Below are 20076 nucleotides of genomic sequence, written 5' to 3'. Positions count from 1 at the left end.
ATGCGTCATGTGACCCACCTGCCGTACACGACGAAGGAAGAGGAACACGTCGTCGTCCCCATGTCGGACGGCGTCCGTCTGTCGGCGCGGATCTGGCGGCCCACGTCGTCGGACCACGAGCCGGTGCCGGCGGTGCTGGAGTACATCCCGTACCGCAAGCGGGACCTCACCGCCGAACGCGACTCCGTCCACCACCCCTACATCGCCGGGCACGGCTACGCCTGTGTCCGCGTCGACCTGCGGGGCACCGGCGAGTCTGAGGGGGTGCTGCGCGACGAGTACCTGGAGATCGAGCAGCGGGACGCCGAGGAGGTGCTGGCCTGGCTCGCCGACCAGCCCTGGTGCGACGGCAGCACGGGGATGATGGGGCTGTCGTGGGGGGCGTTCGCGGCCCTCCAGGTGGCGGCCCGGCGGCCACCGAGCCTGAAGGCCGTCGTGATCGCGTCCTTCACCGACGACCGGCACGCCGACGACATGCACTACATGGGCGGGGCCATGCTGTCGGACAACCTGGCCGAGGCGGGCACCATGTTCGCCTACGCCACCTGTCCCCCCGACCCGGCCGTGGCCGGCGACAGCTGGCGCGACATGTGGCACGAACGGCTCGAGCACGCGCGCCCCTGGGTCGTGGAGTGGCTGCGCCACCAGCGGCTCGACGACTATTGGCGGCACGCCTCGGTCGCCGAGAACTACGCGGACGTGCGCTGTCCGGTGCTGGCCTCCAGCGGCTGGGCGGACGGCTACTCCAACGCCGTGACCCGGCTGCTCGCCCACCTGGACGTGCCCCGCAAGGGACTCATCGGCCCCTGGTCGCACAAGTTCCCCCACCTCGGCGAACCGGGGCCCGCCATCGGCTACCTCCAGGAGGTCGTGCGCTGGTGGGACCACTGGCTCAAGGGCGTCGACAACGGCGTGATGGACGGCCCGATGCTGCGGACGTGGATGCAGGACAGCGTCCCGCCGTCCACCTCGTACGAGGAGCGGCCGGGACGCTGGGTGGCGGAGCCCGAGTGGCCGTCGCCGCACGTCCGTCCGGTCACGCACCCGCTCACCGGGCGGCGGATCGGGCCCGCCCTCGAAGCGGACGCCGAGGCGGGTCCCGGGGACGAGGGGGAGGTCCTGACCGTGCGGTCCCCGTTGTCCGTCGGTCAGTTCGCGGGCAAGTGGGCGTCGTACAACGCGCCGCCCGACCTGCCGTACGACCAGCGCGAGGAGGACGGCGGTTCCCTCGTCTTCGAGACCGAGCCGCTGACCGAGCGGGTGGAGATCCTCGGTTCGCCGACCGTCGACCTCGACCTGACGGTCGACCAGCCCGTCGCCATGGTGGCCGCGCGCCTGTCGGACGTCCACCCGGACGGAGCCGCCACCCGGGTCACCTACGGCCTGCTCAACCTCACCCGCCTGGACAGCGCCGAAGAGCCCGAGCCGCTGGTGCCCGGCCGCCGCTACCGGGCCAGGGTCCACCTCAACGGAGTGGCGCAGAGCTTCCCGCCCGGCCACCGCGTCCGGCTCTCGCTGTCCACGTCCTACTGGCCGCTCGCCTGGCCGCCGCCGAAACCGGCGATGGTCAGCCTCCGCGAGGGCTCCAGCACGCTCACCCTCCCGATCCGTCCCCCGGAAAAGGCCGACGACAGCCTGGCGATGCCGTTCGGCGAGCCCGAGGGCACCCCGCCCCTCGCCACCACGACGCTCACACCCCCGGAGGAACGGTGGGACGTGAAGCGGGACCTGGTCGGCTACCACGCCGAGCTGGAGACGGTGAAGGACCGGGGCACGGTCCGCTTCGAGGAGATCGGCCTCGACGTCGGCCGCCGCGCGCACGAACGCTACGCGTCCGTCGCCGACGACTTCACGTCCGTGAGCGGTGAGTCCACGTGGACGATGGACTTCAGGCGCGCCGACTGGGACGTGCGTGTGGTCACGCACACCCGTCTCACCTGCGACGAGAGCCGGTTCTTCGTCGACGCCACGCTGGACGGCTACGAGGGCGGCCGACGGGTGTTCTCCCGCACCTGGAACGAGACGGTGCCCCGCGACCTGCTGTAGGGCCGGTGGCTCCGGACGGTCGCGACAGTGTGAAATGGCCGGGTGAACTCTCGTACTCCCGGCGCCGAGCGCCCCGAACGCGCCCGCCCCGTCTCCCACAGTCTCACCGGTGTCGGCCTCGCCGTCCTCGATCCCGCCGGCCGCGTCCTGCTCGGCCTCGGCCACGACGGCCGCTGGGAACTCCCGGGCGGCAAGGTCGACACCGGTGAGGACTTCGAGACGGCCGCCGCCCGGGAACTGGCCGAGGAGACCGGGCTCGTGGTGGACCCGGCGGACGTACGGGTCCTGGCGGTTCTCGTCGACGGTCTGGCCGGGCTGACCCGCGTGACGGCCGCGGCCGTCACCGAGGGCGCGGCGGGGACGCCCCGGGTCACCGAGCCGGACAAAATCGTGCGCTGGGAGTGGTTCGCCCGCCCGGCGGTGCCCTCCGCGCTCTTCCCGCCGTCCGCTTGTGTGCTGGACTGCCTGTGGCCCGAGGCGACACCACGAGGGCCCGCCGAAGTACGGCACTACCGACTGCTCGGCGGCGCGGACACCCGGACCGGCTGAACCGGGCCGCTCAGCGCGTCGGGTCCGCCGGGCCGGTCGAGCCGAGTACGTCCCTCAGCCGGTCGCACACGCGCTCCACCTCCGCCGCGTCCGGGAAGTACCCGGCCTGCCCCATCGCCACCTGCAGCGCCGGTCCGAAGGCGTCGAAGCGGGTCATGTCCGCGCCGCCGACGGGCTGCACGACGAAGTGGATGTGGCCGGGCACTCCCCCGGCGTGCGACCACAGGCACACGTACACCTGCTCCGGGCTCATCACCTCGGTGACGGCGGCGCTGACCTGCTGCAGCAGCGGCCCCAGTTCGGCGGACTCCTCCGCGGTCAGGCCGGCGACGTGCAGCACGTGCCGGACGGGCTTGACCACGAGGGTGCCCGGACCGAACGGCCCGACGCAGTGTTCCACCGCCCATGCCCCGGTGCGCAGTACGGTGCCGCCCGGCAACGGCGCCTTCCCCGTCATCAGGTCGCACGCCAGGCAGTCGTCGTCCGCACCGGAATCCGTGACCACGCCAATCCCCCCACCACTGGACAGGTCGGCAACCCTACCCCCTCGCCGCACATTGACATGGACGCGCCCTGGCGAGACTCTGAGAGCGCTCTCAAGTTCGGTACGGACCAATCTCCCCCCACACCCGCACGGAGGTCGAGAGTGCTCTCCAGTCTCAAACACCGTCTGCTCGCCGTGGTCTCGGCCGCGGGCCTGGCCGGCGCCCTGCTCACGTTCGGCGCCTCGCCACCCGCCGACGCGGCGGTCCCCGCCACCATCCCCCTGAAGATCACGAACAACTCCAGCCGCGGCGAGCCGGTCCACATCTACAACCTGGGCACCTCGCTGACGACCGGTCAGCAGGGCTGGGCCGACGCGAACGGCACCTTCCACGCCTGGCCCGCCGGCGGCAATCCCCCCACCCCCGCGCCGGACGCGTCCATCCCCGGACCCGCCGCCGGACAGACCAAGACGATCCGCATTCCCAAGCTGTCGGGGCGCATCTACTTCTCGTACGGCCAGAAGCTCGACTTCCGGCTCACCACGGGCGGCCTGGTGCAACCGGCGGTCCAGAACCCGAACGACGCCAACCGCGACATCCTGTTCAACTGGTCCGAGTACACACTCAACGACTCCGGGCTGTGGCTGAACAGCACGCAGGTCGACATGTTCTCCGCGCCCTACACCGTCGGCGTGCAGCGCGCCGACGGCAGTGTGAGCAGCGCGGGCCGGCTGGAGGCCGGCGGCTACAAGGGCGTGTTCAGCGCGCTGCGGGCGCAGCCCGGCTGGGGCGGGCTGATCCAGACCCGGTCCGACGGCACCGTGCTGCGGGCGCTGGCGCCGCTGTACGGCGTGGAGACCGGGGCGCTGCCCGCGTCGGTCATGGACGACTACATCGACCGGGTCTGGCAGAAGTACACGACGAGCACCCTCACCGTCACCCCGTTCGCCGACCGGCCCGGCACGAAGTACTACGGACGCGTCTCGGGCGGCGTCATGCACTTCGCCGACGGCTCCGGTGCGGTCGTGACGAGCTTCCAGAAGCCCGACGCCTCCAGCGTCTTCGGCTGCCACAAGCTCCTGGACGCCCCGAACGACCAGGTGCGCGGGCCGATCTCCCGCACCCTGTGCGCCGGATTCAACCGTTCGACGCTGCTGAGCAACCCGAACCAGCCCGACCCCTCGGCGGACGGCTTCTACCAGGACTCCGTGACCAACCACTACGCGCGGATCATCCACGACCACATGGCCGACGGGAAGGCGTACGCCTTCGCCTTCGACGATGTCGGCCACCACGAGTCGCTGGTGCACGACGGCAACCCGGTCGAGGCGCGGCTGACGCTCGACCCGCTCGACTGACCCGGTCGCAAGGTACCCCGCCCCCGGCCCCGCGCATCGGCGCGGGCCGGGGGCGGGCTTTTGGCGCGGCACCGCGCGGGGCGGTGGATGGCGGTGCCGCACCGGGTCCGGTCAGGCGCCGGGCAGAACGCCGGTCCGGGCGACCTCGGAGTACCAGCGGGCGCTCGCCTTCGGGATGCGGGTGCCGGTGGGGTAGTCCACGTAGACGGCGCCGAAGCGCTTGCCGTAGCCGTGCGCCCACTCGAAGTTGTCCAGCAGCGACCACAGGAAGTAGCCGCGCACGTCCGCGCCGTCCACGACGGCCCGGTGCACGGCGGCCAGGTGGTCGCGCACGTAGGCGATCCGGGCGGGGTCGTTGACCTGGCCCGCCGGGTCGGCGTAGTCGTCGAACGCGGCACCGTTCTCGGTGATGACCAGCGGCAGCCTCGGGAAGTCGGACGCCAGCCTGCGCAGCAGGTCGTACAGGCCGGTCGGGTCGACGGCCCAGCCCATGGCCGTGGTGTCGCCCGGCGGCTGGTGGAAGGCGACCCGGTCGGCGCCCGGCCAGGGGCTGTGCGGGCTGTTGCCGTGCCCGTCGGAGGTGTGCGCGCCGCTGCCGTCGGCTTCGGAGACGACCGTGGGCGTGTAGTAGTTGACGCCGAGGAAGTCCAGCGGCTGCCGGATCTGCTCCAGGTCACCATCGCGCACGAAGGACCAGTCGGTCAGCGCGGCGGTGTCCTTGAGCAGGTCCTCCGGGTAGGCGCCCTGGAGCATCGGTCCGGTGAAGACCCGGTTGGCGAGCGCGTCGATCCGGCGGGCCGCGTCGGCGTCGGCGTCACTGCCGGTCAGCGGGCGGACGTGGTGGATGTTGAGGGTGACCGAGCACTGGGCGTCCGCGCGGACGCGCTCGCGCAGCGCCTGGACCGCCAGGCCGTGGGCCAGGTTGAGGTGGTGGGCGGCGCGCAGGGCGGCGACCGGGTCGGTGCGGCCGGGGGCGTGCACGCCGGAGCCGTAGCCGAGGAAGGCGCTGCACCAGGGCTCGTTGAGGGTGGTCCAGGTCTTCACCCGGTCGCCGAGGGCGTCGGCGGCGAGGGCCGCGTATTCGGCGAACCGCTCGGCCGTGGCGCGCTCGGGCCAGCCCCCGGCGTCCTCCAGTTCCTGCGGCAGGTCCCAGTGGTAGAGGGTGGCGACGGGCTGGATGCCCTTGTCCAGCAGTTCGTCGACGAGGCGCCGGTAGAAGTCCAGGCCCTTCTGTACGGCGGGGCCGCGGCCGGTGGGCTGGATGCGGGGCCAGGCCAGGGAGAAGCGGTAGGCGCCGAGGCCGAGTTCGGCCATGAGGGCGACGTCCTCGCGCCAGCGGTGGTAGTGGTCGGTGGCGGTGTCGCCGGTGTCGCCGTTGCGGACCCGGCCGGGGGTGCGGGCGTACGTGTCCCAGATGGACGGGGTACGGCCGTCCTCGGTGGCGGCCCCCTCGATCTGGTAGGAGGCGGTCGCGGAGCCCCAGAGGAAGCCCTTGGGGAAGGTCAGGGCGGCGTCCGGGGCGGCGGACGCGGGCTGCTGTGCGGCGGTGGCCACGTGAGTCCTTTCGGGGTGAAGAGTGCGGTGAGGTGGGGGGGCGCGGGCCGGTCAGCCCTTGACGGCGCCCGCCATGATGCCGCTGACGATCTGCCGGCCGAAGACGATGAACATCACCAGCAGGGGCAGCGTGCCGAGCAGCGCGCCCGCCATGATCAGCGACTGGTCGCGCACGTAGCCCGCGCTGAGCTGGGTGAGGGCGACGGGGACGGTCGGGTTGGTCATGTCGAGCACCACGAACGGCCAGAAGAAGTCGTTCCACGCGTGCACGAACGTGATCATGAACAGGACCGCCATGGCGGGCCTCGCGACGGGCAGCACGATGCTCCAGAAGATGCGCAGCGAGTGCGCGCCGTCCACGCGTCCGGCCTCGACGAGTTCGTCCGGCAGCGCCTCCGACAGGTACTGGCGCATGAAGAAGACACCGACCGCGCTGACCAGGGTGGGGAAGATGACGGCGGGCAGCTGCTGCGACCAGCCCAGCTCGGACATCATCATGAACAGCGGCACGACGGCGAGCTGCGGCGGCACCATCATGGTGCCGATCACCAGCATGAGCATCAGGTTGCGGCCCTTGAAGCGCAGCTTGGCAAAGGCGAATCCGGCCAGGGTCGCGAACAGCACCGTGGACAGGGCGATCACCCCGGCCACGATGAGGCTGTTCACCATGGCCTTGCCCATCGCGGCCTCGTCCCAGGCCCGGGCGAGGTTGCTGAACAGGTTCGGTCCGGGCAGGAACGGCGGCGGCGTCTGGCTGACCCGGGTGTTGTCGGTGGAGGCGGCCACCATGGTCCAGTACAGCGGAAAGATCGACAGTACCGCCATGATGGCGAGCAGGACGTAGGCGAGCGGGCCCGCGTGGTGCTGGCGTCCGGCGCGCTGGCGCAGCAGCCGGCGACCGCCACGGCCGGCGGGCTGCACGGCGGGGGTCCGGGCCGGAGCGTCCGTCCGGGCCGGGAGGCTTTGAGTGGTCATGGCGACTCCAGGTCAGGACGTGCGGGAGCGCAGGCGCTTGATCAGACGCTGCGCCACGAAGGCGAGGACGAGCAGCATGAACATCGCCCAGGCGACGGTCGCCGAGCGGCCCATCTGGTAGTTCCTCCAGCCCTCCTCGTACAGGAGCAGGCCGAGCGTCTGGTACTGGTTGTCCGCGCCGCCGGTGATGCCGTTGGGGCCCTGGCCGAAGATCAGCGGCTCGCCGAACAGCTGGGTGGCGCCGATCGTGGAGAGCACGATGGTGAAGACGATGGTGGAGCGGATGCCAGGGATGGTGACGTGAATGAACTGCTTCCACCGGGAGGCGCCGTCGAGGGAGGCGGCCTCGTAGCGGTCGGCGGGGATGGCCTGCATGGCGGCCAGGTAGAGCAGCGCGTTGTAGCCGGTCCAGCGCCAGATGACGATGGTGGAGATCGCGACCTGGGCGGGCCACTTGTCGGCCTCCCAGTTCACCGGGTCGACACCGACGGTGCCGAGCGCCCAGTTGATCATGCCGAAGTCGCGTTCGAAGATCATGGTGAAAACGAGGGCGGCGGCGGCGACCGACGTGGCGTAGGGCACGAGCGAGGCGACGCGGAAGAACAGCGAGGCGCGCATCCGGTAGTTGAGCAGGTGGGCCAGGCCCAGCGCCATCATCAGCTGCGGCACCGTGGAGATGATGCCGATGGTGATGGTGTTCTGCAGCGCGTTCCAGAAGCGTGAGTCGCCCCAGAGCTCGACGTAGTTGTCGAAGGCCACCCACTCCATGACGTCGAGGGTGGCCAGTTCCACGTCGTGCAGGGAGATCCACGAGGTGTAGACGAGGGGGTAGAAGCTGAACGCCGCGAAGACGACGAAGAACGGCGCGACGAAGGCGTACGGGGCGCCCTTGACGTCGAGCCGGTGCATCAGTGCGCCGCGCCGCCGGGCGGTGCCCTCGGCGCCCGTCCTGCCGGGCGGCTCCTCGCCGGTCAGGGCCTTGGTGGTGGAGGTGGCCACCGGACTTCCTTCCTGAGAGCGGAAAGCGGATGTGCGGGCCGGGGCACGGGCCCGCCGCCGGCCTGGCGGCGGGCCCGGACGGCCTCGGGAGCGAGCGGTCGGCGGGTCAGCCGACCGCCTTCTCGATGCGCTCCGCGGTGGTCTTCCACGCCTCCTCGCGCGGGGTGCCCTGCTCGATCAGGGCCAGGCCCTGGGAGAAGGTGTCCTTGATCGTGCCGTCCTTGCGGCCGAGGACCTGCTTGTCCGGTATCTCCTGGGCGGCGGCGCCGAAGATCTGGCCGATCGGCGCGTCGCTGAAGTACTCCGACTTGGCGTTCTTGACGTCGGCGGACTCCAGCGCCTGCTCCGAGGACGGGATGTTGCCGATCTCCTTGAAGATGTGGGCCTGCTGCTCGGGCGCGGTCAGCCAGGCGACGAGCTTCTTGGCCTCCTCCTTGACCGGGCTCTGCTCGATCACGCCGAGGAAGGAGCCGCCCCAGTTGGCGCCCTTCGGGGCCCGGGCGACGTCCCACTTGCCCTTGTTGGCCTCACCGGCCTTCTCGCTGATGTGGCTGAGCATCCACGCCGGGCACACGGCCGTGGCGAACGTGCCGTTGGCCAGGCCGGGGTCCCAACCGGGCTGGAACTGGCGGAGCTTGGCGGTGAGCCCTTCCTCACCCGCGTCGGCGGCGAGGTTCCACGCCTCCTTGACGGCCGGGTTCGTCTGGTGGATCAGGTCGCCCTGCTCGTTGTAGTACTGCTCGGGGTAGCCGTAGACCATGGCGTTGAACAGGCCGCTGGCCGCGTCCATGTAGGCCACGTCGTCACCCTTGAAGTCCTTCTTGAAGGTGCGGCCGACCTCGACGTACTTCTTCCAGTCGCCCGCCCACAGCTTGGCGACCTCCTCGCGGTCGGTGGGCAGGCCGGCCTGCTCGAAGTAGTCCTTGCGGTAGCAGACGGCCATGGGGCCGATGTCGGTGCCCAGGCCCAGCACCTTGCCGTCCTCGGTGCTGATCTGCGACTCCTTCCAGGGCAGGAAGTGGTCGGTGCCCGTCATCTTCGAGAAGTCGGCGAACTTGTCCGCCTGCGTCTCGGTGATCTCCTTGGCGCGGCCGATCTCGATGCCCTGGATGTCCTTCAGGCCCTTGCCGGCGGCGAGCCTGGTCTGCAGCGCGGTGTAGTACGTCTGCTCGTCACCGGCGATCTCGGCCTGGATGTCGACGTCCGGGTTCTCCTTCTCGTACTTCTCGATCAGGCCCGTCTCCTTGATGCCCATCACCCCGTACAGGCCCATGGTGATGACGGTCTTGCCGTCCTTCTTGCCGCCGCCGGTGACCGAGTCGTCACCGCTGCTGCAGCCGACGACGAGTGTCAGCGCGCCGACGGCCGCGACCGCCGCCACCGCCCTCGTGCGCAACGAACCGAGACTGCCCATGGATCTCCTCCTAGCGACGGCGCTCACACATGAGGTGGGAACGTGCCCAGTTTGGTGGGCACGTTCCCACCCGGCGCTGTGAAGACTCGTGGGAGCGCGCCCATCTGTCAATGACTTGAACGCAAGTTGCCCGCAAGTCCGAGGCCCCGCATTCGTTTCCCAGACCCCGAAGTCGCTCCGCACATGGCTGCGTCTGCAAGAATTGCCGCAGGTCACCTCCGCGGCAGGCATCGCCGCCGCGGCCGCCGAGGGGGGAGTACATGACCTCAGACCGCCGTCCCACGATCAAAACGGTCGCCGCCCGTGCCGGCGTGGGCCGCACCACCGTCTCCCGGGTCGTCAACGGCTCGGATCTCGTCAGCGCCGACGCACGGGCCCGCGTACTTGCGGCCATCAAGGAACTCAACTACGTTCCCAACTCGGTCGCGCGCGGCCTGGTCACCAACCGCACCGACGCCGTGGCCCTGGTGATCCCGGAATCGGAGAGCAGGCTCGGTTCGGAGCCGTTCTTCGCCGCGCTGATCCGCGGCGTCAGCGGCGCGCTCGCCGACAGCCGGACCCAGTTGCAGCTGATGCTCGTCCGCGACCAGGCGGAGCGGGACCAGTTGACCGAGTCGGTGGCGACCCGCCGCGTGGACGGGGTCCTCCTGGTCTCCGTGCACTCCGAGGACCGGCTGCCGGGCATGCTGGAGGAGATGGGCCTGCCCACCGTGCTGGCCGGCCGCCGGGACGCGGGCGAACGGCTGAGCTACGTCAACTCCGACAACGCCGGGGGCGCCGCCGCGGCGGTCCGGCACCTGCTCGGCAGGGGCCGGAGGAGGATCGCCACGATCGCCGGGCCGCTGGACATGGACGTCGGCCGCAGCCGGCTGGCGGGCTGGCGGACCGCGCACGAGGAGGCGGGGATGCCCGCCGGTGAACTCCTGGTCGAGGCGGGTGACTTCACCGAGGAGGGCGGTCGGCGGGCCATGCGTTTGCTTCTTGAACGCGTCCCGGATCTGGACGCGGTCTTCGCCGCCTCCGACCTCATGGCGGTCGGTGCTCTGGCCGAACTCCGCGGGCAGGGCAGGCAGGTGCCCGGGGACGTCGCCGTCGTCGGGTTCGAGGACTCCGTCCTCGCCCGCCACACCGATCCGCCGCTCACGACGGTGCGTCAGCCGGTGGAGGAGCTGGGCCGGACCATGGCCCGTATCCTCACCGACATCACGCGGCACGGCGCGCCCCGGCAGCAGACGACGCTTCCGACGGAGCTGGTGGTGCGCGAGTCGTCCTGACGCTCAGCCGAGCCGGTCGGCCAGGTCCGCCAGGCCGTCGGCGTGCAGGTCGAAGTGGTCCGACGAGGTGGGCGGGTCGCCGACAGGTCGGGCGACGTAGGCGGTGCGCAGGCCGAGGGCCTGTGCGGCACGCAGGTCCCAGGCGTGGGCGGCGACCATGAGGAGCCGGTTCGGCGGTCGGCCGGACACGGTGACGGCCAACCGGTATACCGCCGGATCCGGTTTGTAGCTGCGGGCGTCCTCGGCGGACAGCGCCTGGTGCCAGCGCAGTCCGGCGTGGGAATTGAGCTGGAGCAGTGCCGTCCGGCCGGCGTTGGAGAGACCGAGCAGCGGGAACCGCTCGGCGAGCCGGGCGAGCCCCGGCACGGTGTCGGGCCATGGCGGGAGCCTGCGACCCGACCGGGCCAGTTCCTCGACGGCGGCCGGATCGTGGACTCCGGCGGCGTCGGCGACGAGCCGGGCGGCTTCCAGGTCGAGGACGTCGCTGGTGAGGTAGGGCCGGGCACCGTCGAGGACGCGGCGCTGCTCCCGTTCGACGTGGCGCTGCCACAGTGCGAGCAGTTCCTCGACCCCGGCCTCGTCGGCGGACGGGGCCAGCGCACGGATTCCGGCGCGGATGCCGGCGGGTTCGTCGACGAGCGTGCCGAGCACGTCGAGGACGAGGGCGTCGATCTCCAGTGGTTTCATGGCAGGGTGCTCCCGGTGGGATACGGACGGTGCGGCTGTGGCAGTAGTGCCAACATCGCCGGGAGCCGACCGGATTCCTGTGCACGCCGCCGGTGGCGACGTGACCGAAGCCGTGGAACGGCTCACCCCGCGTCGGGCAGCGCTCCCGGGCATTCGCCGTCCTGCGCCTGCCGCGTGGCGCGGCGCGCGTTCTCCTCGCGTACGGCATCCAGCCGGCGCCACGGTTTGAGCTCGTCCAAGGTGAGGCCGGGGCAGGCGAGTTGGTGAGGGATGCGGCAGGTCGAGCCCGGCGGGGGTTCGCCCAGCCCTCCGTTCCACGCCTGCCCGCCCGGGTCGATGTGCCACCGGTGCCCTGCGGGGACCAGGTGGGCGGGGACGATGAGCCCGGGTTCGAGCAGCACGTGCCGGCCGGTGTAGGTGAGGCGGCGTTCACCGGTCAGACCGCAGAGCGGGCAGACGGGCCGGGCAGGAGGCTCCGGCCCGGTGGCTCCGTCATCTGCGGCTTGCCTCCGGTCGGCGATCTCCCAGGGACGCGGAGCGTCGGGGGGTGGCTGCCGACTGCCGTCGGGACCGGGTAACGGGACGAGGCGCGGTGCGTGTGTATCCGCCATGAAGCTGAGGGTGCGACGCAGGCCGGAGGCCGGGGAGGGCGCAAAGCGGGCGCAACGGCAGCATGGAGGGTGGGCCGGACGGGGCTCACGGATCCCCCGAATACCCGAATAACTTGCGTTTCACGTGAAACCGGACGGTCCTCGCCGGGAGCGGCAACACCCTCGCTCCCGGCTCGCTGCGGTCTACGCGTGCGTCCTCAGGCGGCCGGTGAGCGCGGCTCGCGCCGCATGGCCCACAGCACCGGCCCGCCTCCCGGCAGAGAGAACTCCTCGCGCACGGTGAAGCCGAAGTGCTCGTAGAACCCGAGGTTCGACGACTTGGAGGACTCCAGGCAGACGGGCAGGCCCGCCGTGTCCGCCTTGGCCAGCCCCGAGCGCAGCAGGGTGGCTCCGTGCCCCCCGCCCTGTGCGGCCGGGTCGGCGCCGATCACCGCCAGGTACCAGTGGGGTTCCTGAGGAGTGTGCCGGCCCGCGGTCTCGACGGCGTCGCGGAACAGCCCGGCCCGGTCGCCGAGGATGCTCACCAGTTCCTGGATCGTCTCCGCGTCGGGCACGGCCTGCGCCTGACCCTCGGGCGGCACCCAGAAGGCCGCCGCGGCACCCGTGCGCTCGCACACGCCATGGCGGACGTACTGCCGGGTGAAGATCGTGGTGAAGTAGCGGCCCAGCGCCTCCTGGCGCGAGGAGTCGTCGGGGAAGAACCAGCGCATCATGGGGTCGTCGTCGAAGGCGCGGGCCAGGGTTGCGCTGACCGCTGCGGCGTCGTCCGGCGTCGCTGTCTCCGGAGTGCTCGTTATCGGCATGAGGGCCATTCTGCACGGCAGTTGATCATGAGTGGTCGGCAGGTGCCCGACTGACACGTGTGCGCCTGGCAGACTGGCGGACGTGACAGCGCACGAGACGGTACACGCACCCGCGTTCGCACAGCTGATGCGGGATCAGGACGCCACCGAGGCCGTACGACGGGACCTCGGGGAGTGCTGGGCGGCGGTCATCAACGCCGGGGGCGCGGTCGTGCCCATGGGCTGCCCGCTTCCGCCGGTCTCCCCGCGACAGCTGGAACCGGCGGTGGACGCAATCCTCCGGGGACTCTCTCCGCAGCGCGGCCGACTACTCCTGGCCTCCGTCGGGGACGCTCTCGCCGGGTGGGTGCTGCTGCGCCGCGAGGCGCACGCCCTGGAGGCGCACTGCGGAACGGTGAACCACCTTCAGACGCACGTCCGTTTCCGCGGTACGGGCGTCGGAGCCGCTCTGATGCGCCGGCTCCCCGCGATCGCCCGCGAGGAGATGGGCCTGGAGCGGCTGCGGCTCACGGTGCGGGACGGTCTGGGCCTGGAGGACTTCTACCGTGGCGTCGGCTGGTCCGAGGTCGGCCGGTGGCCGGGGGCGCTGCGCGTGGCGCCCGGTGACGACCGCGACGAGATCCTGATGAGTCTCGCGCTCTGACCCGACGCTCAGGGCACTCCCCTTCCCGGATCAGTCGCCCACGACCGCCACCAGCACCGCGCTGTCGCCGAACCTCCAGACCGGCGCGACATGACGGAAGCCGGCCCCGGCCAGCAACTCGGCGTGCCGCTCCAGCGCGAGGTCCTCGCCGGGCCCGCTCCCGCCGTGGGCCTCGTGGCGCCGCGCACGCTCGGCGTACAGGTCGGCCAGTTCGGGGTCCCGTGCGGCCGCGCCCCACCACGCGTGCCAGTCCTCGTGGGCGTGGCCGCCGGTCCGCTCGGCACGGCGCCGCCCCACGTGCGCGGTGATGGCCGCGCAGGAGGCGTCGCCGGGCGGGAAGTGGTCGCCGTTGACGAGTACCCCGCCAGGGCGCAGCAGGGCGGCGAGCCGTCGGTAGGTGTCCAGCAGGACCGGTTCGGGGAGGTAGTGCAGGGCCGTGGTCGAGACGGCGGCGTCCAGCGGGCGGTCCAGGCCGAGGGCGTCGGTCCAGCCGTCGGCGCCGATCACGGTGTCCACGTAGCGGGCGGCGTCGGCGTGGTGGGTCCGCCCCAGCTCGAGCAGCAGGGGATCCATGTCGGCGGCGACGATCTCCGCGTGCGGCAGGCGGCCGACGAGCCTGGCGGCCAGGGAGCCCGGGCCGCACCCGAGGTCGAGCAGGAGCGGACGGGGGCGGCCGGCGGTGACGTACTCGACGACATCCGTGATCACCGTGAACCGTTCCTCGCGGTCCACGGCGTAGCGCTGCTGCTGCCGCTCCCAGCGCTCCACCCACTTCCCGGCCACCGCCATGCTGATGCCCATCTGGTCGCGCCACCTCTTCCGATTCGCACCCGTCGTGGTCGGGACCGAATCTACAGGTGGAAACGGTTATCAGTTGCCTCACGGGGCACCGGTTCACGCCAACGAGGCGAGTACGCCGTGCAGGCGGTCGATCTCCTCCCCCGTGTTGTACGCGTGCACGCTCACCCGCACCGACCCCTTCCCGTCTTCCGCGCCCGCCTGGCAGAGGCTGTCGGCGCGCACCATGAGGCCGTGGCTGTAGAGGATGAAGCCGAGGTCGTCGGACGGGATGTCCCGGTGCCGGAAGGTGACGATGCCGTGGCGCCGCTGGGCGCCGGGGAGCACGGAGTCGGCGGCCAGGCTCGTGGGGCAGCCGAGCATCTCGTACGCGTCGAGGTGCCGCAGCCGGTCGGTGAGCCGGGTCGTGAGGCCGGCCGTCCAGCGGGCGATCCGGTCCACTCCGGCCAGGTCGAGCCAGTCGAGCGCGGCCCCCAGCGACACGATGCCCACCGTGTTGGGCGTGCCCTGCCAGCCGCCCGGCCGGAACACGGGCCCCCGCGTGTTGCGCGCCCACACCGCCCCCGAACCGGGCAGGGCCATCGCCTTGTGGCCCGAGAAGACCACGAAGTCGACGTCCAGCGAGGGGTCGGTCAGGTCGATGGGCAGATGGCCGACGCTCTGGGCCGCGTCGAGGCAGATCGGCACGTCCGGGCCGACCGCCGCGCGGATGCGGTGCACGTTCATGTCACCGCCGTAGACGTGATGGACGTGGGTCGCGGCCACGAAGCGGGTCCGGGGACCGACGAGGTCGCCGAGGGCACGGTGGTCGTAGTCGCCCGACACCGCCTGGTACGGCAGGGCCCGGACGTGCACCTCCACGCCGCGTTCGGCCAGCAACTGCCGGACTTCGAGCCACGGGTCCAGGTTGGCGCGGTGATCGGCGTACGGCACGAGGATCTCGTCGCCGTCGGAGAGATACGGCACGAGCCAGTCGCGGGCGACGGTGCGCAGTCCCTCGGTGGTGCCGCTGGTGAAGTGCACGGTGGAGCGGTCCGGTTCCGGATCGTGAAGGAACGCCTTGACCCGCTCCCTGGTGTCCTCCACGAGCCGGGTGGTGGTGTTGGCCCAGGGGTAGGTGCCCCGGCCGGCGTTCGCGTTCGACGTCGTGAGGTAGGTCTGGGCGGCCTCCAGTACGGCCCGCGGCTTCTGGGAGGTCGCCGCGCTGTCCAGGTAGGCCGACTCCGGGTGGGCGGTGACGATGGGGAACTGTTCCCTCAGCTCCCGCTGCCACAACTGGTCCTGTGCCTCCTCGGCGTACCCGCCGGCCGGGAGCGGGCGGTCGGCGCTCACTCGCGCACCAGGGGCGCGCCCGCGTCCCGCCAGGCGACGATTCCGCCGGCCAGGCTCCGCACGTCGGGGTGGCCCATGCGGGTCAGCAGCGCCGCGTGGCGCAGCGACTTCTCGCCCACCGGGCAGGCCAGCAGCACCGGCGTTCGTTTGCTGAAGGGAAGCCCGCCGCGGACGAGTTCCTCGAACAGCTCGTCGACGATGTTGACCGAGCCCTCGATGTGCAGGACCGCGTAGGCGTGCGGGCTGCGCAGGTCGACGACGAGCGGCCGGGGATCGCCCTCGGCGATCCAGCGGCGGGCGTCGTCCACGCCCACGGAACGGGCGTCCGCCCGCACGTCGTCCTCGGTGAGCGTGGCGAGGGTGGGCACCCGGCTCGTCCTGCCCAGCAGTTCGGGTCGTCGTGCGCGCACGTAGCTGAGGTAGCTCTCGGCCCGGTCGCACACGATGAACACCGCGGTCTCCCGGCGTCCCGTCCCCTCCAGTGCCTCGTCGGCGTCCCGCAGGTGCCGCACGGCGCCCTGGTAGGCGGCGCCCCCGGTCGGCCCCGACAGCAGTCCGCAGCGGCGGATCAGGGTGAGCATCCCGTCGATGGCCTCGCCCGAGGTGACCGACTCGATCGTGTCGTACGTCGCGGGGTCGAACAGGCCCACCTGATGGACCTCGTCGATGGTGCGGATGCCCGGAATGAAGTCGGACTTGTGGGCGACCAGACCGAGGACCCGCACGTCCGGGTCGTGCTCGCGCAGCACCCTGGCGACGCCGGTCGAGGAACCGGCCGTGCCGACACAGGCGACGAACCAGTCCGGAGCCCGCCCGTCCAGGTCCTTGACGATCTCCGGTCCGGTGCCGGCGGCGTGGGCCTCGACGTTGCGCGGGTTGAAGTACTGGTCGGTGTGCAGGTAGGTGCTGCCGGGCTCGGTGAGGGCCTGGTGGAAGTGGGTCAGCGGATCGTCCGTGTCGGTCGGGTCCAGGCATTCGCTGCGCCCGGGCAGCTCCTCGATCTCGGCGCCGAGGAGCAGGAGCAGCTCCTTGATCTCCGGTACGCGCATGCGGTTGGTGACGCTCTTGAACTTCAGGCCGTGCATGCCGGCCAGCAGGGCCAGCGCCTTGGCGGTGTTGCCGCTGGAGAGCTCGACGACCGTCCCCTCGCCGTCGCCCGCGTCCTCCAGATGGGGGCGGGCCATGTGCCAGGCGGGACGGTCCTTGACGGAGCCGAAGGGGTTGAGCATCTCCAGCTTCGCGTACAGGTCGATGTTGCGCAGCCCGTGCACGGCGGGGTCGATGCGGACCAGCGGTGTGTTGCCGATGGCGTCCGTGATGCTGTCGTACCTCATGCGGGCGTTCCCCCCGGGTGTGTGATCGGCCAGTAGTCCTCGTCCGGGCACCAGCGCCAGGAGTCGCCCTCCCTCTCCACGGCCACCGTCCGCGCCGACGGCTGCCGCTGCGCGTGGTGGGCGTGGAAGTCCATCGCGTATCCCGCGGTGTTGACGAACGCCAGCACGTCACCGGGGCGCGGCAGTCTCGGGAGGAACACGAGCCGACGGGTGATCAGGTCGGCCTCCAGGCACAGGTTGCCGACGAGGTGGACGCCGACCGGGGTCTCCGTCTCCGGGCCGCCGCCCCGGCCGTCCCCCGGCGGGTCACCGCGGGACAGCAGCACGGGGTCCATCAGGACTCCGTGCTCCTCCAGGCTCACGTCGCCCGCGTTCATGCCGAGACGCACCAGGTACGGGTCCGGGTCCGCGCCGCTGCCCCGGACGTCCAGCACCCGTGCCAGCGACAGCCCGCACTGGTCGACGAGGGAACGGCCGGGTTCGATGTGGAGGTCGTGCAGGTGCTCGAGGAGGAGCGTGCCCGGCTCCCGGCCCAGGACCGGTGCCGGGAGCGAGAGGAGTTCGTCGAGGTACCCGGGGCCGGCGTCGGGGCGGTGGCCGGGGTACAGGGCGACGGACCCGCGCACCGTGCCGCTCTCGTTGCGCAGCCCGTAGCCGTGGCCGCGCCAGGTCAGGGGCGGGCGGCCGCCGAGGACCGCCTCACTGAGCGCGGTGGTCCAGCGCTGCCACTCCCCCGCGTCGGCGACGTAGCCGACGCCGAAGCCGCCGCCGATGTCGACGGCACGCGGCGCGAGGCCCCGCTCGCGGCAGGCGTCCATGAGCAGCACGCACTGTTCCAGCGCACGGGCCTTCTCCTCCAGGCCGGTGGTGTCCAAGTGGTAGGCGAGACCGGTGAGTTCGACGGCGTCCGCTTGCCGCTCCAGGGCCGACCAGAGTGCCTCCGCGTCCCGCACGGGCGTGCCGAAACGGCTGCGCCGGGACAGCAGGCGGGTGCCCGCGCCGTTGTGACCGGCGGTCGACTCGAAGCCGGACAGGCGCGCCAGCACACGGACCCGGGCGAGTCCGTGATCGCGTACGAGAGCGGCCAGTTGCTCCAGCTCACGGGGCGAGTCCAGGTTCACCGTGGCACCGACCCGGGCCGCCAGCCACAGGAACTCCGGGTCCTTGGGGCCCGTGGCCATGACGCGGTCCCCGGTGAACCCGCAGCTCAAGGCGTGCCGCAGCTCCGCGAGCGACGCGACGTCGATTCCGACGGCCGCCGGGTCCTCGGCCGCCAGTCTGCGCACCAGGGCGCTGGAGCGGTTCGCCTTGTGCGCGAAATAGAGCCGGCCGGTGAGACGGTGGCGGCGGTAGACGGCCCGGAAGCGCGCCGCGTTCTCGGCGATCGTCTCGGGCAGCAGTACGTTGAGCGGAGATCCGAGGGCGTCGACGAGTGAGTGCAGGAACGGTGCGGCGCCCAGCAGTGAGGCGAGCGACGGTTCCACCCGCGGCCTCAGATATAAGGGCACGTCCACGAAAGACCCCTCCCCGTGTCGGCCGACCGTCGTTTCGACGACCGTTCGGGAGTAGTCGTTTCCAGGTACACGCTCCGCTAAGCCTCGGTTCCCGTCGGTGAGCAGGCCTCGGCGATCGAAAGACTGTTCTCGTACAGGTGGTGCCGGGTGATCCTGCCGTCCTCGACGGTGAGGCGCAGCGCGAACGGGCCCTCGAAGGACTTTCCCGTGGCCCGTACCGTTCCGGAGAGGTGGCCCGTCAGGACGGCGTCCGTGCCGTCGACGAGGAAGGCGTCCACACTGGCGCGCGCGTCCTGGGGCACGGTGTGGGCCGTCAGCTCCTCGGACTGTGCGGCACATTCGGCGGCCGTGGAGCGCGGACGGATCCACGGGACGGTGGGGTTGTCGGCCAGCAGCCAGTCGACCTCGTCGGCGAAGAGGCCGACGAGCCGATCGGTGTCGCCGGCGAGCCGGGCGGCGAGGAAGGCCTGCACGACGGCGCGGGTCGCCTCGGCGGTCGAACTCATCAGGTCTGCGGTGGACTTGGGGGACACCGGCATCGTCCTCTCCTCTTCGAATCGCGGCGGCTCCCGGCGGCTGTCCGTCGGGGCCGTGCCGATGCCCCGATCCTGCCGGGCCGCGGGAGGGCGGTCGATTACCCCGGAGGTAGGGCCGCGGACGGCAGGGGCGGACGGTCAGGGTTCGAGCGGCGGGAGACCATCCAGTCCGGTCTCGCGCATGATCCGGTCGACGGTGTCGGCGAGCGTGCTGCCGGCGCCGATGACGGTCTCGGCGCCCGAGGAGAGCAGGTCGCGCGGCCGGTACCACTCACGCAGCTGTGCCTCGTCGACCTCGTCGGCGGTCGGCGTGGTGGCGTGCCGCGCCACGGTCTCGGCGAGCGGTACGTCCAGGTAGTAGCCGTGAGTGGGGCCGCGGTGGTCGGCGCGCAGGCGGGCCGGCATGTCGCCGTAGTGGTCGGCGTACAGGATGCCCTCCACCAGGACGTGGTACCCGGCGTCCAGTGCGTAGCGTGCCGTCAACTCGATGAGGCCGATGTTCGCCGCTCCGGGCCGGTCCCGTTCCCTGAGTACGATCCGGCGGAGGTTGTCCTGGCCGACCAGGGCGAGGCCGCGTTCGAATCTGTCGCGGATGCCGGCCGCGACGGACGACTTGCCCGAGGCGCTGTTGCCGCGCAGCACGACCAGCCGGGTTGCTTCCGTGCCCACTTTCATCCGCGGCACGCTACCGGCAACCGCCCCGGGCCGGGCCGCCGTTGCCCCGGGCGACGAAACCGCGGCCGCATGCACCCGAGTGGAGCAGCCGGGGAGCGGAATGCGTTTCCGCACGGGTCAGCGCTCGTTGAGGTCGGCATGATCAAGAAGCTCGCCTGTGCCTCCGTCATGGCCACCGCCCTCCTCGCGGCCGCGCCCGCCGCCGAGGCGGCCCCCGAACCCGCCCCCTCCTCCGGAGTCCCCGGCGGACCGCTCCTGAACAGTCTGCTCGGTTCCCTCGAGATCGGTCATCCGGCCACCTCCCCCCAGTCGCTGCTGCCCGAGGGGCTCGTCGGCAGGTGACGGGGTACCGCGCCGAGCGTGATGGTGCGTAACCACCCCTTCGGCCTCGGATCAGCCGGTTCACCGTTCCGGTCCACTGGCTGATCCCGGCGCCGCCAGACCGCGGCAGGCTTCCCGTAACCGGCGTCCGCCAGCCTCAAGGGAGTC

Annotated in this window: 20 protein-coding genes; 6 read left to right on the top strand and 14 right to left on the bottom strand. The window is 71.7% G+C overall.

Going from position 1 to position 20076, the window contains the following annotated elements; genetic code table 11:
- Positions 1–2046, top strand: coding sequence for a CocE/NonD family hydrolase (locus KUM03_RS37280; RefSeq protein ID WP_217255041.1), 2046 nt, complete (start codon positions 1–3; stop codon positions 2044–2046).
- 42 nt (positions 2047–2088) lie between these two features.
- Positions 2089–2595 (top strand): NUDIX hydrolase, encoded by a 507-nt coding sequence (locus KUM03_RS37275; protein WP_217255040.1) that lies wholly within the window; start codon positions 2089–2091, stop codon positions 2593–2595.
- A gap of 10 nt (positions 2596–2605) precedes the next feature.
- On the opposite strand, the gene KUM03_RS37270 is transcribed toward KUM03_RS37275, so the two are convergent.
- Complete coding sequence (locus KUM03_RS37270; protein WP_308406486.1) at positions 2606–3100, bottom strand: hypothetical protein; 495 nt, start codon at positions 3098–3100, stop codon at positions 2606–2608.
- Between the two features lie 141 nt (positions 3101–3241).
- Here KUM03_RS37270 and KUM03_RS37265 point away from each other — a divergent pair, with 141 nt between their 5' ends.
- A complete protein-coding gene (locus KUM03_RS37265) occupies positions 3242–4438 on the top strand; it encodes a glycoside hydrolase family 64 protein (protein ID WP_217255038.1) in 1197 nt (398 codons plus the stop codon).
- A 111-nt stretch (positions 4439–4549) separates the two neighbouring features.
- Here the strand turns inward: KUM03_RS37265 and KUM03_RS37260 are convergent, their stop codons facing one another.
- From KUM03_RS37260 to KUM03_RS37245, 4 genes are all read right to left on the bottom strand, one after another.
- The gene (locus KUM03_RS37260; RefSeq protein ID WP_217255036.1) at positions 4550–5992 is read right to left on the bottom strand and encodes a GH1 family beta-glucosidase; all 1443 of its coding nucleotides are present in this window, start codon (positions 5990–5992) and stop codon (positions 4550–4552) included.
- Positions 5993–6043: 51 nt separating this feature from the next.
- A complete protein-coding gene (locus KUM03_RS37255) occupies positions 6044–6967 on the bottom strand; it encodes a carbohydrate ABC transporter permease (RefSeq protein ID WP_217255034.1) in 924 nt (307 codons plus the stop codon).
- Between the two features lie 12 nt (positions 6968–6979).
- The gene (locus KUM03_RS37250; RefSeq protein ID WP_217255033.1) at positions 6980–7966 is read right to left on the bottom strand and encodes a carbohydrate ABC transporter permease; all 987 of its coding nucleotides are present in this window, start codon (positions 7964–7966) and stop codon (positions 6980–6982) included.
- 106 nt (positions 7967–8072) lie between these two features.
- Positions 8073–9380, bottom strand: coding sequence for an ABC transporter substrate-binding protein (locus KUM03_RS37245; protein ID WP_217255032.1), 1308 nt, complete (start codon positions 9378–9380; stop codon positions 8073–8075).
- Positions 9381–9640: 260 nt separating this feature from the next.
- Here KUM03_RS37245 and KUM03_RS37240 point away from each other — a divergent pair, with 260 nt between their 5' ends.
- Positions 9641–10654, top strand: coding sequence for a LacI family DNA-binding transcriptional regulator (locus tag KUM03_RS37240; RefSeq protein ID WP_217255030.1), 1014 nt, complete (start codon positions 9641–9643; stop codon positions 10652–10654).
- A 3-nt stretch (positions 10655–10657) separates the two neighbouring features.
- On the opposite strand, the gene KUM03_RS37235 is transcribed toward KUM03_RS37240, so the two are convergent.
- From KUM03_RS37235 to KUM03_RS37225, 3 genes are all read right to left on the bottom strand, one after another.
- Positions 10658–11341, bottom strand: a complete 684-nt coding sequence (locus KUM03_RS37235; RefSeq protein ID WP_217255028.1) for a haloacid dehalogenase type II — start codon at positions 11339–11341, stop codon at positions 10658–10660.
- Positions 11342–11463: 122 nt separating this feature from the next.
- Positions 11464–11952, bottom strand: coding sequence for a DUF6083 domain-containing protein (locus KUM03_RS37230; RefSeq protein WP_217255026.1), 489 nt, complete (start codon positions 11950–11952; stop codon positions 11464–11466).
- A 197-nt stretch (positions 11953–12149) separates the two neighbouring features.
- The gene (locus tag KUM03_RS37225; protein WP_217255024.1) at positions 12150–12755 is read right to left on the bottom strand and encodes a GNAT family N-acetyltransferase; all 606 of its coding nucleotides are present in this window, start codon (positions 12753–12755) and stop codon (positions 12150–12152) included.
- Between the two features lie 82 nt (positions 12756–12837).
- On the opposite strand from KUM03_RS37225, the gene KUM03_RS37220 reads away from it, so the two are divergent.
- Positions 12838–13398 (top strand): GNAT family N-acetyltransferase, encoded by a 561-nt coding sequence (locus KUM03_RS37220; RefSeq protein WP_308406485.1) that lies wholly within the window; start codon positions 12838–12840, stop codon positions 13396–13398.
- A gap of 30 nt (positions 13399–13428) precedes the next feature.
- Here the strand turns inward: KUM03_RS37220 and KUM03_RS37215 are convergent, their stop codons facing one another.
- The 6 genes from KUM03_RS37215 to KUM03_RS37190 form a co-directional block, all read right to left on the bottom strand.
- Positions 13429–14199: a trans-aconitate 2-methyltransferase gene (locus KUM03_RS37215; protein WP_217255022.1), complete on the bottom strand. Its 771-nt coding sequence runs from the start codon at positions 14197–14199 to the stop codon at positions 13429–13431.
- Between the two features lie 93 nt (positions 14200–14292).
- A complete protein-coding gene (locus KUM03_RS37210; RefSeq protein ID WP_217255021.1) occupies positions 14293–15528 on the bottom strand; it encodes an aminotransferase class V-fold PLP-dependent enzyme in 1236 nt (411 codons plus the stop codon).
- The gene (locus KUM03_RS37205; protein WP_217255020.1) at positions 15525–16862 is read right to left on the bottom strand and encodes a pyridoxal-phosphate dependent enzyme; all 1338 of its coding nucleotides are present in this window, start codon (positions 16860–16862) and stop codon (positions 15525–15527) included. The genes KUM03_RS37210 and KUM03_RS37205 overlap by 4 nt, the downstream gene beginning before the upstream one ends.
- Complete coding sequence (locus KUM03_RS37200; RefSeq protein WP_308406484.1) at positions 16859–18376, bottom strand: Y4yA family PLP-dependent enzyme; 1518 nt, start codon at positions 18374–18376, stop codon at positions 16859–16861. The genes KUM03_RS37205 and KUM03_RS37200 overlap by 4 nt, the downstream gene beginning before the upstream one ends.
- Positions 18377–18453: 77 nt before the next feature.
- On the bottom strand, positions 18454–18915 hold the full coding sequence (locus KUM03_RS37195; protein WP_217255019.1) for a nuclear transport factor 2 family protein: 462 nt from the start codon (positions 18913–18915) through the stop codon (positions 18454–18456).
- A 135-nt stretch (positions 18916–19050) separates the two neighbouring features.
- Positions 19051–19587 (bottom strand): kinase, encoded by a 537-nt coding sequence (locus KUM03_RS37190; RefSeq protein WP_254400420.1) that lies wholly within the window; start codon positions 19585–19587, stop codon positions 19051–19053.
- Positions 19588–19725: 138 nt separating this feature from the next.
- Between KUM03_RS37190 and KUM03_RS37185 the strand changes: the two genes are divergently transcribed.
- Positions 19726–19929: a hypothetical protein gene (locus KUM03_RS37185; protein WP_217255017.1), complete on the top strand. Its 204-nt coding sequence runs from the start codon at positions 19726–19728 to the stop codon at positions 19927–19929.
- Positions 19930–20076 lie beyond the last annotated feature (147 nt).

It is taken from the genome of Streptomyces sp. AC602_WCS936 (assembly GCF_019049125.1).
In the GTDB taxonomy this organism is placed as follows: Bacteria; Actinomycetota; Actinomycetes; order Streptomycetales; family Streptomycetaceae; genus Streptomyces.
The sequence above is the reverse complement of the archived record's forward strand: the minus strand, read 5'-3'. Positions and strand labels throughout refer to the sequence as shown.

Coding starts and splice junctions, on each gene's coding strand:
- KUM03_RS37195 (WP_217255019.1), bottom strand. CDS start 18,915: ATGCCGGTGTCCCCCAAGTCCACCGCAGACCTGATGAGTTCGACCGCC.
- KUM03_RS37255 (WP_217255034.1), bottom strand. CDS start 6,967: ATGACCACTCAAAGCCTCCCGGCCCGGACGGACGCTCCGGCCCGGACC.
- KUM03_RS37190 (WP_254400420.1), bottom strand. CDS start 19,587: ATGAAAGTGGGCACGGAAGCAACCCGGCTGGTCGTGCTGCGCGGCAAC.
- KUM03_RS37235 (WP_217255028.1), bottom strand. CDS start 11,341: ATGAAACCACTGGAGATCGACGCCCTCGTCCTCGACGTGCTCGGCACG.
- KUM03_RS37225 (WP_217255024.1), bottom strand. CDS start 12,755: ATGCCGATAACGAGCACTCCGGAGACAGCGACGCCGGACGACGCCGCA.
- KUM03_RS37215 (WP_217255022.1), bottom strand. CDS start 14,199: ATGGGCATCAGCATGGCGGTGGCCGGGAAGTGGGTGGAGCGCTGGGAG.
- KUM03_RS37280 (WP_217255041.1), top strand. CDS start 1: ATGCGTCATGTGACCCACCTGCCGTACACGACGAAGGAAGAGGAACAC.
- KUM03_RS37205 (WP_217255020.1), bottom strand. CDS start 16,862: ATGAGGTACGACAGCATCACGGACGCCATCGGCAACACACCGCTGGTC.
- KUM03_RS37240 (WP_217255030.1), top strand. CDS start 9,641: ATGACCTCAGACCGCCGTCCCACGATCAAAACGGTCGCCGCCCGTGCC.
- KUM03_RS37245 (WP_217255032.1), bottom strand. CDS start 9,380: ATGGGCAGTCTCGGTTCGTTGCGCACGAGGGCGGTGGCGGCGGTCGCG.
- KUM03_RS37230 (WP_217255026.1), bottom strand. CDS start 11,952: ATGGCGGATACACACGCACCGCGCCTCGTCCCGTTACCCGGTCCCGAC.
- KUM03_RS37185 (WP_217255017.1), top strand. CDS start 19,726: ATGATCAAGAAGCTCGCCTGTGCCTCCGTCATGGCCACCGCCCTCCTC.